This window comes from Thalassolituus sp. UBA2009, from assembly GCF_002335285.1.
GTDB lineage: Bacteria > Pseudomonadota > Gammaproteobacteria > Pseudomonadales > Oceanobacteraceae > Venatoribacter > Venatoribacter alkanivorans.
Map to the genome: position 1 here is coordinate 6,969 of NZ_DDCJ01000066.1, position 13,049 is coordinate 20,017.

A 13,049-nucleotide genomic window follows, 5' to 3' on the forward strand; every position below is an offset into this window, starting at 1 on the left:
GGTTATGACGGGAGTCTGGCTCAACCGGATTTGGCATGCCGTGTTATGGATACCTGTCGTCTTTTTCAGTCATCCGTTGCTGGCCAAAAATCTTTACGGCGACAGCAATCTTAATCTTCCCGTTGGCGTTACCCATATGAGCCGCGAAGTGTATTCGCTGCATATGATCATCTTCTGGATCTGTGTGGTAATTGCCGTTGTTGTATTCGGCGTGATGTTCTGGTCACTGATCCGCTACCGTAAAAGCAAAGGCGCAAAGGCTGCTCACTTCCACGAAAATACTCTGGTAGAAATCCTCTGGACGGCGATTCCGCTGGTTATCCTGGTGGTGATGGCGATTCCGGCAACGGCCACACTGCGGAAAATTTACGATACCAGCGAAGCTGAAATGGATGTGATGATCACCGGTCATCAGTGGCGCTGGCATTATGAATATTTAGGGGAAGACATCAGCTTCTTTTCCAACTTAGCGACTCCGCCTGAGCAGATTGATGGCCGAGAGCAGAAAGGCGAGAACTACCTGCTGGAAGTTGATCAGCCGCTGGTGTTACCGGTCGATACCAAAATCCGTCTGCTGCTGACCTCAAACGATGTAATTCATTCCTGGTGGGTGCCACAACTGGCCGTTAAAAAAGATGCAATTCCCGGTTTCGTGAATGAAAACTGGACCAGAATAGACGAACCCGGAATTTACCGTGGGCAGTGCACCGAACTTTGTGGTCGTCTGCATGGCTTTATGCCCGTTACGGTTAAAGCAGTAAGCAAAGAAGACTACCGGCTCTGGCTGAGTGAACAAAAACAGCAGGCTGCAGAAAAAGCCGCCGGTAATGAACGGGACTGGACGTTACCTGAACTGATGGCTCAGGGCGAAACGGTTTACAACACTTATTGTGCGGCCTGTCACATGGTTAACGGGCAAGGTATTCCTCCGGCATTTCCGGCACTGGCCGGCAGTCAGGTTGCGATAACCGCTGAAGGCCGCAACACGCATATCGAGCGGGTACTTTACGGCAAGTCAGGTACTGCAATGGCGGCCTTCGGCAGTACGTTATCGGCCGCCGATCTTGCTGCCGTAATTACCTATGAGCGTAACGCCTTTGGCAATAACACCGGTGATGTTGTGCAACCCGCCGAGATAAAACAAAAGCTTAAACCAACGGAATAATCCGCAGATAACACGCAGGCCGATATGCGGTATAAAAAGATGGAACACTGATGAGGTGAGTCATGACGAGCAACAGTTACAGCAGCGCAACAGAGCACGCCCATGCGCCACAGCTCAGTGGACTTAAACGCTGGTTGCTGACAACCAATCATAAAGAAATCGGCACACTGTACCTGATTTTTTCCCTGACCATGTTTTTTATCGGCGGCACTATGGCGCTGGTTATCCGGGCTGAACTTTTTCAGCCGGGTTTACAACTGGTACAGCCGGAATTTTTTAATCAGATGACCACTATGCACGGTCTGATCATGGTGTTTGGTGCGGTGATGCCGGCCTTTGTCGGGCTGGCTAACTGGATGGTGCCGTTGCAGATCGGTGCACCGGATATGGCCTTACCACGTCTGAATAACTTCTCTTTCTGGTTACTGCCGCTGGCGTTCTCGTTACTGTTGTCGAGTCTCTTTATGGAAGGTGGCGGCCCGAATTTTGGCTGGACTTTTTATGCTCCGCTGTCGACAACATACGCACCGCCATCGACTAACTTTTTTATTCTGTCGATTCATCTGGCCGGTATCAGCTCCATTCTGGGGGCCATCAATATCATCGCCACTATTCTGAATATGCGTACTCCGGCGATGAAACTGATGGATATGCCACTCTTTGTCTGGACCTGGTTGATCACCGCTTTTTTATTACTGGCGGTGATGCCGGTGCTGGCCGGTGTGGTAACCATGATGCTGCTGGATATTAATTTCGGCACCAGTTTCTTTAATGCTGCCGGTGGCGGTGATCCGGTTCTGTTCCAGCATCTGTTCTGGTTTTTTGGCCATCCGGAAGTGTACATCATGATTCTTCCGGCTTTTGGCATCGCTTCTATGATCGTACCGACCTTTGCCCGTAAGCGTTTATTTGGTTACCGCTCGATGGTTTATGCCACAGCATCCATTGCCATTCTGTCGTTCGTGGTCTGGGCACACCATATGTTTACCGTAGGACTGCCTTTGGCGGCGCAACTGTTTTTTATGTACGCGACCATGCTGATTGCGGTACCAACCGGGGTAAAAGTATTTAACTGGGTGGCCACGTTATTCCATGGTTCTATCAGTTTTGAAGTCCCCATGCTGTTTACCCTCGCCTTTATTGTGCAATTTACGATTGGCGGTTTATCCGGTGTGATGCTGGCGATAGTGCCGGCGGATTATCAGTATCACGATACCTATTTCGTGGTGGCACATTTCCATTATGTGCTGGTTCCCGGCGCAGTCTTCGCCATTATTGCCGGTGTTTATTACTGGCTGCCGAAGTGGACCGGATTCTACCCGGATGAAACCCTCGGGCGCTGGCATTTCTGGCTGTCGGTAATTGGTGTGAATTTAACCTTTTTCCCAATGCACTTTTCCGGACTTGCGGGTATGCCGCGACGCATTCCGGATTACGCCCTGCAGTTTGCTGATTTTAATTTGCTGTCTTCCATTGGTGGTTTCCTGTTCGGTATTTCGCAGTTATTGCTGATCTGGGTTGTGGTGCGTTGCGTGCGTGGTGGCAAGCCTGCACCGGATAAAGCCTGGGAAGGTGCGGAAGGGCTCGAATGGCAGGTGCCCAGTCCGGCGCCGCTGCATACCTTTTCCACGCCACCGGAATTTATTCCGGAACGTGATTCGCCAGGACGGGCATAAGCATGAACAGCCTGCCTTTAAACCGTCAGCAACAGGGAGTACGCCGTACCCTGTGGTGGTTGTTGCTGATGCTGGCAGGCAGCGTGGCTTTTACCATCGCACTGGTGCCACTTTACGATGTGTTCTGCGAACTGACAGGCCTTAATGGCAAGGGCGTTAATTCTGCCCGGGTATTGCAATCCACGGGTATCGACCAGCAACGCAATATTGAGGTACAGATGATTACCCGCACTGCTGCGGGAATGGATTGGCATTTTTCTGCAACGCTGAGCCATAAAGCGGTACATCCGGGAGAGATTCATCAGATGTGGTTCCGTATGCAGAATCTGGGCAGTACGACAGGGCGGGCGCGGGCTGTGCCCAGTCTCAGTCCGGCGGAGGCCTCAAATTATTTTCTGAAGCTCGAGTGTTTTTGTTTTAACGACCAGCAGCTGGCTGCCGGAGAAAGCCTGGAAGTGCCGGTGGTCTTTCAGATCCGGTCGGATTTACCCGAAGATCTGCACCGGCTGACGCTGGCCTATACCCTGTATCCGCAAACTGGCCCCTGAAATCAGGACCGGGAGGTTGCAATGAGTGGTTCCTACTATGTACCGGCCAGCAGTAAATGGCCGATTCTGATGGTGGTTGTGCTGGCTTTTTTGGTTGTCGGCGCAGCATCCAGTCTCAGCTTTGGCCATGGCTTCGGTATTTTTCTGGCTGGAGTCGCTGGTGTACTGGTGATGATGTTTGTCTGGTTTCGCGATGTCATTCATGAATCACGCAGTGGCCTGTACGATGCGCAAATGGATCGCTCATTCCGCATGGGAATGGCCTGGTTTATTTTTTCCGAAGTGATGTTTTTTGCTGCCTTTTTCGGCGCCTTATTTTATATCCGTGTGTTTGCTTTACCCTGGCTGGACGGCGAAGGTGAAAAAGGTATCAGTGCACTTTTATGGCCGGATTTCAGCGCCAGCTGGCCGCTGTTAAAAACACCATCAGATGCCTTTACTGGCCCGGCAGAAGTTATCGACCCCTGGCACCTGCCCTTGCTAAATACTTTGCTGCTGGTCAGCTCCAGTATCACGCTGACCATCGCCCATCATGCCCTGAAAAAAGACCGGCGTAATAATGCCAAATTATGGCTGCTGCTTACTCTGATTCTGGGTTTCAGTTTTCTGGTTGTGCAGGGTATTGAATATGTTGAAGCCTATACCCAGCTGGGTCTGACCTTACAGGCCGGGGTGTATGGCGGCACCTTCTTTTTACTCACCGGTTTTCATGGCGCGCACGTTACGTTAGGGGCCTGCATCTTAACGGTTATTCTGCTGCGTTTATGGCGTGGCCACTTTTCGCCACGCTCGCATTTTGGTTTTGAGGCGGCCAGCTGGTACTGGCACTTTGTCGATGTGGTGTGGCTGGGATTATTTATTTTTGTCTACGTTGTCTGAGGCATCGCCTCAGCAACATGACGCTCAGTCGGGTAATTGCCCGGAATAAAATCCGTAAAACAACAGGGCTAATAACACCACGGCAATACAGACCCGCCAGGTCAGCGAAGTCAGTACCCGCTGTGAACGTGAGCCGTCACGTACCAGAAATCCGGCGGCGGCAAGCAGGCTGATCAGCATAGCGGCAAATAACAACAGGATGGCGAGCTTAAGCATGGCGATTCCTCAGGTTGTGATAACAACAGTACTCAGCACAGCAGATAAACGCGCGCGCAGCAAACAGCGCTGGCGTATTTCTGTCTGGTGGGGCGGCTGGTTATTGCTGGGGGCTATGGGCCTGGGGCTGGCTAACTGGCAATGGCAGCGGGCAGAAGAAAAACGCCAATGGCAGGCGGCGCCGCTGATAACTGAAGTTAATCCGCAAACCCTGCCGCAGATGAATCAGGCTCTGCAATTACAGGGTATTTTTTATCCGCAATTTAACCGCTGGCTGGATAACCGCACACTGAATGGTCAGGTTGGACTGGCGCTGATCACTCCTTTGCAAAGTACCGATGGCCGCTGGTGGCTGGTGGATCGTGGTTTTGTGGCAACGGCGGGCAGCCGCGCACCACAACCCTGGCCGGATACCGCTTTAACACTGCAGCATCTGCAGGGGTACTGGCAGCCTCTGGAGGGAAGGCGCGGCTTATTACTCGGGGCTAACGATGATGGTCAGCGTATTCAGCAGCTGCGTACCGATGTCTGGCCGCAACTGGATTTACAACCCGGCGTACTGCATCTGGATAACGGCAGCAGTGGCCGCTGGTGGCAGCCGCTTAGCGTCAGCCGCGAGCGGCACCTGGGTTACGCCGCTCAATGGCTGTTACTGGCACTGGCGGCACTGGCTCTGGCCTGGCGTTACCGGCCAAAGCTGAAAGCTCAGCGGGTGCGGGTCTGCACTCTGAAGGCAAAAAGGAGGTGGCTGTGAGTAGCCGGGTAAAATTACTGTTATTGCTGGGATTATTAATGGCTCCCGTGCCGGCGGCACTGGCGATGTGGTACTGGCAGATTGGCATTCCTGAAGCACGCGTCGCGCATGGTGAGCTGGTACCGGATATTCCGCCGCTGAGTCAGTGGGCGCTGACTCCGGCCCCGGCGCTGCAGGATGGGCGCTGGCATTTGCTGTATCGCTGCACGTCGGCGCCCTGTGATCTGGATGACAGTTTATGGCGCTTACACCGCACACTGGGGCGCGATGCTCCGCGTCTGCAACGCTGGCAGCTGAGCAGCACACAGGCGAAGAACACCTTACCTCCCGGTGGGCAGCGTCTTGTCTGGCAGGTTCCGGCCGCTCTGACGCAGGATATCTGGCTGGCCGATCCGCAAGGCAATATCGTGCTGGCTTATAGCGCTGACAGCAGCATCAAAGACATTCTGCGCGACGTACGCTATCTGTTCAGGCGCAATCCGCTCAGCAGCATGCAGGCGGAAACCCTGGCGCTGCAATCCGCCGGCCACAACAGCCATCTTCTGCCGGAGGAGCGCTATGAATAATCTGAAAATAGTGCGCACGCTGGCGCTGCTGGCCGCCTTTATGGCTTTTACCGTGGTGATGCTGGGCGCTGCAACCCGTTTGCTGGATGCGGGTCTGGGCTGTCCTGACTGGCCGGGTTGCTATGGCCGCTTAGTCGTCCCGCAGGCTCATATCGCTGCGCAATTTGCACCTCACGCACCGCTGGAAGCAGAAAAGGCCTGGATGGAGATGATTCACCGTTATCTGGCAGCTTCCCTTGGGCTGATGGCCATGCTGCTGGTGTTCTTCAGCTGGCGAGCCCGCACTCAGGCACCGGGACTGCTGCGCTGGACATCGTTACTGCTGGGTCTGGTCATTGTGCAGGGCGCCTTTGGTGCCTGGACGGTAACACTGAAACTCTGGCCCCAGGTGGTGACCCTGCATCTGCTGGGTGGTTTCAGCTGTCTGCTGTTACTCAGTTTTATTGCCTGGCGGGTGCATCAGCCTGAGGCTGCTGCAGTGTCCAGCGCAGTAAAGCAGGTGCCGATGGCGCGGCGGCCGCGGATGCTGTGGCTGGCGTTGTTGTTACTGGTATTGCAGATTGCTCTGGGTGGCTGGACATCAAGTAATTATGCCGGCATTGGCTGTATTGGTTTCCCCACCTGTAATGGCCAGTGGTGGCCGGAGATGGATTTTTCCAGCGCCTTTCACCTTACTCAATCAATCGGCCCGGATTATTTATATGGCCAGTTGCATGCCAGCGCGCGCAGTGCGATCCAGTGGACACACCGGCTGGTGGCGCTGGCGCTGGGGCTGACCTTGCTGGCGCTGTACTGGCAGGCGCAGCGCAGTGAGCAGAGGCGTGCGGTTCTCTGTTGTCTCGGTCTGTATCTGCTGCAGGTGGGTCTTGGAATTGTACTGGTGGTCTGGTCGTTGCCGTTTCCACCGGCGCTGCTGCATACCGCCGGTGCGGCGTTATTGCTGCTGGCTGTGGTGTATTGCGGTCTGATCTGGTCGCGGCAAACAGAGCCCGTAAATCAACGGCAGAAAACCTGGCATCTGGCGGAGGAAGTGATATGAGCAGCCTGGTATTAGCAGAAAAAAGCAGCCGGCAGTTAACCCGCCCGCAGTGGCGGGATTTCTGGGAGCTGGGTAAGCCGCGGGTGGTATTGGTGATGCTGGTTTGTGCTTTGGTCGGCATGGTACTGGCGACACCGGTATTACCGGATATCGGGCGGGTGATATATGCCACGCTGGGTATCGCTATGGCAGCGATGGGAGCAGCGGCCTTTAACCATTTGCTGGATCAGCGGCTTGACCGTTTAATGCTGCGTACGTCAAAACGTCCGCTGGCACAGGGACGTATTCCGCCCTGGCAAGCAGCGCTTTATGCCAGCCTGTTGTCACTGCTGGGACTGAGTCTGTTATGGCTTGAGGTGAACCCGCTGACCTCGGCGCTGACAGCGGCCGCATTGCTGGGTTATGCGCTGATTTATACCCGCTTTTTAAAACACGCAACGCCACAGAATATTACCATTGGCGGACTGGCCGGAGCGGCGCCACCGTTACTCGGCTGGACGGCAATCACCAATCGTGTGGAAGCCGATGCATTGCTGCTGGTGCTGATTATTTTTGCCTGGACGCCACCGCATTTCTGGGCGCTGGCGATTCATAAACAGGATGAATACCGCCGTGCCGGAGTACCTATGTTGCCCATTACCCATGGCGAAGGTTTTACCCGTTTGCAGATATGGCTGTATGCCTGGCTGACGGTGGTGATGACACTGATGCCTTACGTCAGCGGTATGTCGGGGCTGGTGTATCTGTTGTTGATTGTGCCGTTAAATATCCGCTTTATGCAGATTAACTGGCGGGTATGGCGCGCCACCTCGGTGCAGGCGCCGATTCAGGCGTTCTGGTTTTCGATCCGTTATATTCTTTACTGCTTTGCGGCGTTGTTGCTGGATCATTGCCTGCCGGTTTTCTGAGGCCGCTGTTCAATATCCGGGCGCATCTCAGATTATTGCGCCTGCAGCCGGGCAACCGCCCCCTGGATCCACAGCGCCAGTTCATCGGCAGGCATATGTGGGTCGAGTACCCCCAGTACCTGACCATAGCTGCTGCTCAGCAGTAATTGCGCAGAATGATCCATGCTGTATTCCAGCGCCCCTTCCTGTGCAACTTTGCGGTAATAAATCCCGAAAAACTTTGTCAGTTGCAGCAGTTGTTCGGTATCAGGCTGAACGCCAAGAATGGCGGCATGAAAGTGGCGGGTATAAGGGCGCAGTACGTCGATCGTATCGCGCTCCGGATCAACGGTAATAAACAGAGGTTGTACCTGTTGTACGGTTTCGGGTGGTAATTGCTGCAGTGCTTTGCTGACATTCATCAGCGTGGTAGGGCAAATATCCGGACAATGGCTGAAGCCGAAAAACAGCAGCAGAAGCTGATTATCAAAGTTGCTTAAGCGCCGCTCTCCGGCCGTTGTTTTTAAACTCAGCTGGCGCAGTTGTTCAGCTTCGCCACGTGTCTGGGGCAGTGGCGAAAACTGGTTGCCGGCAATCGGAGAGTTATCGCAGGCACTCAGTAAGAACAACGTCAGTATTAACCATCCTTTGCGCATACCGCCTCCTGATGACGTTTTATGGCCTGCATCAGGTATAGCAGATTAAACCCGTCCGGGTATGACAGGCGTATGGATTAAGCCGTTATTCTGCTGCTGTCCTGAAGCTCCTTAAGATTTTGCATCCATCAGAATCTGCAGTGCCTGCAGACGTTTTTCCCGGTCAAAAATATCGTTGGTGAACATTAATTCATCTGCGGGTATCTGGCTGACCAGAGCCTGCAGCTTGGACTTAATACTGGCGGCACCACCTGTGACTGACAGTGCCAGAAAGGCATCGACCTGAGCTTTAATCTGCGGATTCCAGATACCTTCCATGCTTTCTACCGGCGGTGGCAGATAGAGTGGTTGTCCCTGCATCAACGCCATAATCCGCTGCTGACTGCTGGTGGCGAGAAAGCGCGCTTCATCGTCGCTGGCGGCAGCGATGAGTGGCAGGCAGAGAATGACATGTGGTTTCTGCAACGTGGCGGAAGGCTGAAAACGATGGCGGTAAAGGGCGATCGCCTCACGCGCCAGACGCGGAGCAAAGTGCCCGGCAAAGGCATAAGGTAAACCGCGCTCGGCGGCCAGCTGGGCGCTGAACAGGCTGGAGCCCAGCAGCCAGATTTCTACCGCACTGTTGGCGCCGGGGTAAGCTTTAACGCGTTTGTGTGCGCCATCGGCTCCCAACAGAGTCTGTAATTCTTCCACTTCCTGCGGGAAATGTTCGGCGCGCATATCGTCACGGCGCATGGCGCGGCTGGTCAGCGGGTCGGTACCGGGAGCACGGCCAAGGCCAAGGTCAATACGGCCGGGGTACAGCGCATCCAGTGTACCGAACTGTTCGGCGACAATAAGCGGCGGGTGATTGGGCAGCATAATGCCTCCGGAGCCAACGCGGAGACGTTGCGTGCGTGCAGCGACCTGACCAATCAGCACCGCGGTGGCGCTGCTGGCGACCCCTTCCATATTGTGATGCTCGGCCAGCCAGAAACGGTTAAAGCCCAGCGTGTCGGCATGTTGGGCATAATCGAGCATAGAGGCCAGCGTCTGCGCCACCGTAAAACCCTGTGGCACCGACGCCAGCTCCAGCAGCGAAAACGGAATATCTGCCAGTGAGGTCATAATGTGGCCCGCCATGAATGCAATGAAAGGCGCACAGAGTGCCACAGGTGCCGGGCAGCTACAGCCTGTTATCCGGGAAAGCTTTGTTGCATGCAGGCAACGGTGGTGTGACAGCAGAGTGTCTGTCTGTCTGTATGGAGGGATGGATGCGTCCAACTGACACCCCATAAACAGGGTATTTACCTTCGTACTATTCGCCGGGCAGCACGTTCGCCGCTATTGGGATGTACTGGGTTTGCTATCGTTCCATTTCTTCGAATAAGCATTTTAGCCACTGGTAAGCCTGATCGAGTCTGGGGTCGTTGCTGCCTTTCGGGTATACAAACCAGAATGACCGGTTCAGGTTTACCCGAATATCAAACGGCTGTACCAGGCCATTTTTCGCCATCCACTTATTGATCGTTGGAAAAATACCCAAGGCGACCCCGACCCCCTCACACGCCAGTTTGATCGCAGCCAGGTAGGAGTCACACAGAACAGGTTCCTGCTCTGGTAAGCGATCAGAACCCCAGAAATAGGGCCCCCATGTATCCATATCGGGCAGAGAATAAAGCAAACGGTTCTGATACAAAGTATCCGGAGACATATCGGCATGCTGAGATAAATAGGTCTCACTGCACACGGGGGACACCGACCCCTTCGCCAATAGCCGTGCCTCAAGGTCGGGCCAGTTACCTTCACCAAAGCGCACCGCAGCATTCATCTGATGGAGAGCGAAGTCGACGTATGATACGCGGGCATCCAGACGCAGTTCTGTATTGGGAACATACTGAGAAAACCGCAGATAATTCGGCATGATGACTTCCTGTGCCACAAACAACGACGCACTGAGGTGAAACACCTTGTCATCGAACTGACGTTTAAACTGAATATAGCCCTGCTGGTGGCGGTTCAGGATGTCGCTGGCCAGAGCAAAATAATACTCGCCTTCGCGTGTGAGACTGAGGCGCCGGGTATGACGATGAAAGAGTGGCTTGCCCAGCCAGGCTTCGAATGCCTTCACCTGTTGTCCCACCGCCGGGGCCGTTACGCACAGCTCATCAGCTGCCCGTTTAAAGCTCAGATGACGGGCGGCTGCCTCGAATACGGGTAAATACTGGATCGGCGGTGTCTGGCGATAGTGCATACCATAGAAAACTTATTCTTTTCCAAAAGCCTATTATTTGCTGTTTGTCGGCTTGTTATCAATAGAATATATTTTTCTGCCGGATTGATAGCCAAGGTTTCCTATGATTGCTCCACTGTATATAGCCATTTTTTCACTGGTGTTTACCCTGTTAAGTTTTCGCGTGATTCGCCTGAGGCAGACTGCCCGGGTGGCCATTGGCGATGGGGGAGACAAAGCTCTCAGAAGAGCCATCCGGGTACATGGCAACTTTGCGGAATACGTACCGCTGGCATTGATTCTGATTTTTGCCGCGGAATCACTGGGGATGAGTGCGGTATGGGTTCATGGATTGTGTCTTGCGTTATTGATTGGACGTCTGTTTCACGCTTACGGTGTTAGTCAGGTGAAAGAGCCTTTGCTGTTCCGCCAGTTAGCGTTATCAATCAATGGCCTTGTTATGATCATCGCTTCTGTATGGCTTATTACCCGTTATTTATAAGAATTAAAAAGGGCCTTTTGGCCTTTTAATTCACTACCGGAGTCGCAAATGAAGGCTGTGTGAAAAAGCCGGAGCAGATGACGTGATAAAAAAGTGCCCGCCGGGAAGCGGGCAATGCTGTAAATGATCAGCCAGCGGTATAGTGAGAGTGGAAGTACGGCCCGCAGGCCGCAGGTAAGATCAGAAGAAACCCAGCGGGCTGGTGCTGTAGCTGACCAGCAGGTTTTTGGTTTGCTGATAATGCTCCAGCGCTTTTTTGTGGGTTTCGCGGCCGATACCGGATTTTTTATAACCGCCGAAGGCAGCATGCGCCGGATAGGCATGGTAGCAGTTGGTCCAGACCCGGCCGGCCTGAATATTACGGCCCATGCGGTAAGCCAGATTCATATCACGTGTCCAGACACCGGCACCCAAACCAAACTCGGTATCGTTGGCGATGGCCAGTGCTTCGGCTTCGTCTTTAAAGGTAGTCACACTGATTACCGGGCCGAAAATTTCTTCCTGGAAAATACGCATATCATTTTTGCCGTACAGCATGGTTGGCTGAATGTAATAGCCTTTGCTGAGATCGCCGTTTAACGCTTCGGCATTACCACCGAGCAGCACTTTGGCGCCTTCGGTTTTACCAATGGCAATGTAATTCATAATGCGTTCGTACTGTTCTTCCGAGGTCTGAGCACCAACCTGTGTGTCGGTATCCAGCGGGTTACCACGGATGATTTTTCCGGCCCGTGCGACGACCATTTCAATCAGATCGTTATAAATACTCTCCTGAATCAATGCACGTGACGGACAGGTGCAGACTTCACCCTGATTAAAGAAAGCCAGAGTCATACCCTCAACACATTTACTCAGGTAATCATCTTCGTGCTGCATCACGTCGGAGAAATAAATATTCGGTGATTTTCCACCTAATTCTACGGTGCTTGGAATTAATAAATCGGCGGCACATTTCAGAATATGCTGGCCCACCGGAGTGGAGCCGGTAAAGGCAATTTTGGCAATACGCTGGCTGGTGGCCAGCGCCTGACCGGCTTCTTCGCCGATGCCATTGACAATATTCAGTACGCCGGGTGGCAGCAGGTCGCCGATCAGTTCCATTAATACCAGAATGGATGCCGGGGTTTGCTCCGCCGGTTTCAGTACCACACAGTTACCGCCCGCCAGTGCCGGGCCGAGTTTCCAGGCGGCCATTAACAGCGGGAAGTTCCACGGAATAATCTGACCAACAACCCCGAGTGGTTCATGAATATGGTAAGCCACGGTGGTTTCGTCGATTTCGGCCATGGTGCCTTCCTGCGCACGCAGACAGCCGGCGAAATAACGGAAGTGATCCACCGCCAGCGGAATATCGGCGGCCAGGGTTTCGCGTACCGCTTTGCCGTTATCCCAGGTTTCGGCTACGGCCAGCATTTCCAGATTCTGTTCCATACGGTCGGCAATGCGCAGCAGAATATTGGAGCGTTCGGTAGCGGAGGTCTTGCCCCAGGCCGCTGCCGCATTGTGGGCTGCATCCAGCGCCAGTTCGATATCGGCGCCATCGGAACGTGGTACCTGACAGAACACCTGACCATTGACCGGGCTGATGTTGTCCATATAGCGGCCGTTAACCGGTTTAACCCAGTCACCACCGATGTAGTTCTGATACTGGCTTTTAAAGCTGACGACCGAGCCGGTCTGTCCGGGGTTGGCATAAATCATGGCGTTCTCCTTGTTATTGTTCACACGCAAGCCTTGGACTTTTGTCTGGGCTTAGCGGGTTGTGTGAGTTCAGGCTATGTGATCTGATGATTAACCACTTGCCTGAGCGTCTGAATGACTGTGCTGAGCGTCCATGCTGCTCAGTCTCAGCCGGAAATTTTGTCAGCGACAGACATAAGGCATGGCCGGCAGGCCCGCATAACAAGCAGATAAAAAATAATTAAAACCAGGGCCTGTTAACACTAAGT

The 13,049-nt window shown here is 53.7% G+C and carries 14 protein-coding genes; 9 read left to right on the forward strand and 5 right to left on the reverse strand.

Features of this window, described 5'->3' with window-relative positions; translation table 11 throughout:
* Positions 1–4 precede the first annotated feature (4 nt).
* The 4 genes from coxB (at position 5) to B3P58_RS07675 (ending at position 4,268) form a co-directional block, all read left to right on the forward strand.
* Positions 5–1,165 (forward strand): cytochrome c oxidase subunit II, encoded by a 1,161-nt coding sequence (coxB, locus tag B3P58_RS07660; RefSeq protein WP_286716819.1) that lies wholly within the window; start codon positions 5–7, stop codon positions 1,163–1,165.
* Positions 1,166–1,227: 62 nt separating this feature from the next.
* A complete protein-coding gene (gene ctaD, locus B3P58_RS07665) occupies positions 1,228–2,841 on the forward strand; it encodes a cytochrome c oxidase subunit I (RefSeq protein ID WP_145466559.1) in 1,614 nt (537 codons plus the stop codon).
* A 2-nt stretch (positions 2,842–2,843) separates the two neighbouring features.
* Entirely contained in the window at positions 2,844–3,389 is a 546-nt protein-coding gene (locus B3P58_RS07670) for a cytochrome c oxidase assembly protein (protein WP_145466558.1), read from the forward strand.
* A gap of 21 nt (positions 3,390–3,410) precedes the next feature.
* Positions 3,411–4,268, forward strand: a complete 858-nt coding sequence (locus tag B3P58_RS07675; RefSeq protein ID WP_145466557.1) for a cytochrome c oxidase subunit 3 — start codon at positions 3,411–3,413, stop codon at positions 4,266–4,268.
* 24 nt (positions 4,269–4,292) lie between these two features.
* On the opposite strand, the gene B3P58_RS07680 is transcribed toward B3P58_RS07675, so the two are convergent.
* On the reverse strand, positions 4,293–4,484 hold the full coding sequence (locus B3P58_RS07680) for a DUF2909 domain-containing protein (RefSeq protein WP_286716789.1): 192 nt from the start codon (positions 4,482–4,484) through the stop codon (positions 4,293–4,295).
* On the opposite strand from B3P58_RS07680, the gene B3P58_RS07685 reads away from it, so the two are divergent.
* The 4 genes from B3P58_RS07685 to B3P58_RS07700 are packed head-to-tail and all read left to right on the forward strand — an operon-like array spanning position 4,483 to position 7,751.
* Positions 4,483–5,238 (forward strand): SURF1 family protein, encoded by a 756-nt coding sequence (locus B3P58_RS07685; protein ID WP_286716790.1) that lies wholly within the window; start codon positions 4,483–4,485, stop codon positions 5,236–5,238. The two genes, B3P58_RS07680 and B3P58_RS07685, sit on opposite strands and share 2 nt — an antisense overlap.
* Positions 5,235–5,804 (forward strand): hypothetical protein, encoded by a 570-nt coding sequence (locus B3P58_RS07690; protein ID WP_286716791.1) that lies wholly within the window; start codon positions 5,235–5,237, stop codon positions 5,802–5,804. The genes B3P58_RS07685 and B3P58_RS07690 overlap by 4 nt, the downstream gene beginning before the upstream one ends.
* Positions 5,797–6,843 (forward strand): COX15/CtaA family protein, encoded by a 1,047-nt coding sequence (locus B3P58_RS07695; RefSeq protein WP_286716792.1) that lies wholly within the window; start codon positions 5,797–5,799, stop codon positions 6,841–6,843. Before B3P58_RS07690 ends, B3P58_RS07695 begins: the two co-directional genes overlap by 8 nt.
* Entirely contained in the window at positions 6,840–7,751 is a 912-nt protein-coding gene (locus B3P58_RS07700; protein WP_145466552.1) for a heme o synthase, read from the forward strand. Before B3P58_RS07695 ends, B3P58_RS07700 begins: the two co-directional genes overlap by 4 nt.
* Positions 7,752–7,783: 32 nt before the next feature.
* On the opposite strand, the gene B3P58_RS07705 is transcribed toward B3P58_RS07700, so the two are convergent.
* The 3 genes from B3P58_RS07705 to B3P58_RS07715 all read right to left on the reverse strand — a co-directional run bounded on the left by B3P58_RS07705 (position 7,784) and on the right by B3P58_RS07715 (position 10,619).
* Positions 7,784–8,386 (reverse strand): SCO family protein, encoded by a 603-nt coding sequence (locus B3P58_RS07705; protein ID WP_286716794.1) that lies wholly within the window; start codon positions 8,384–8,386, stop codon positions 7,784–7,786.
* Positions 8,387–8,497: 111 nt separating this feature from the next.
* The gene (locus tag B3P58_RS07710; RefSeq protein WP_286716796.1) at positions 8,498–9,493 is read right to left on the reverse strand and encodes an LLM class flavin-dependent oxidoreductase; all 996 of its coding nucleotides are present in this window, start codon (positions 9,491–9,493) and stop codon (positions 8,498–8,500) included.
* A gap of 238 nt (positions 9,494–9,731) precedes the next feature.
* Complete coding sequence (locus tag B3P58_RS07715; protein ID WP_230332764.1) at positions 9,732–10,619, reverse strand: LysR family transcriptional regulator; 888 nt, start codon at positions 10,617–10,619, stop codon at positions 9,732–9,734.
* 103 nt (positions 10,620–10,722) lie between these two features.
* Here B3P58_RS07715 and B3P58_RS07720 point away from each other — a divergent pair, with 103 nt between their 5' ends.
* Positions 10,723–11,100 carry an MAPEG family protein gene (locus B3P58_RS07720; RefSeq protein WP_286716799.1) on the forward strand — a complete coding sequence of 126 codons (378 nt, stop codon included), beginning with the start codon at positions 10,723–10,725 and terminating at the stop codon, positions 11,098–11,100.
* A 180-nt stretch (positions 11,101–11,280) separates the two neighbouring features.
* On the opposite strand, the gene B3P58_RS07725 is transcribed toward B3P58_RS07720, so the two are convergent.
* Positions 11,281–12,801 carry an aldehyde dehydrogenase family protein gene (locus B3P58_RS07725; RefSeq protein ID WP_286716820.1) on the reverse strand — a complete coding sequence of 507 codons (1,521 nt, stop codon included), beginning with the start codon at positions 12,799–12,801 and terminating at the stop codon, positions 11,281–11,283.
* Positions 12,802–13,049 lie beyond the last annotated feature (248 nt).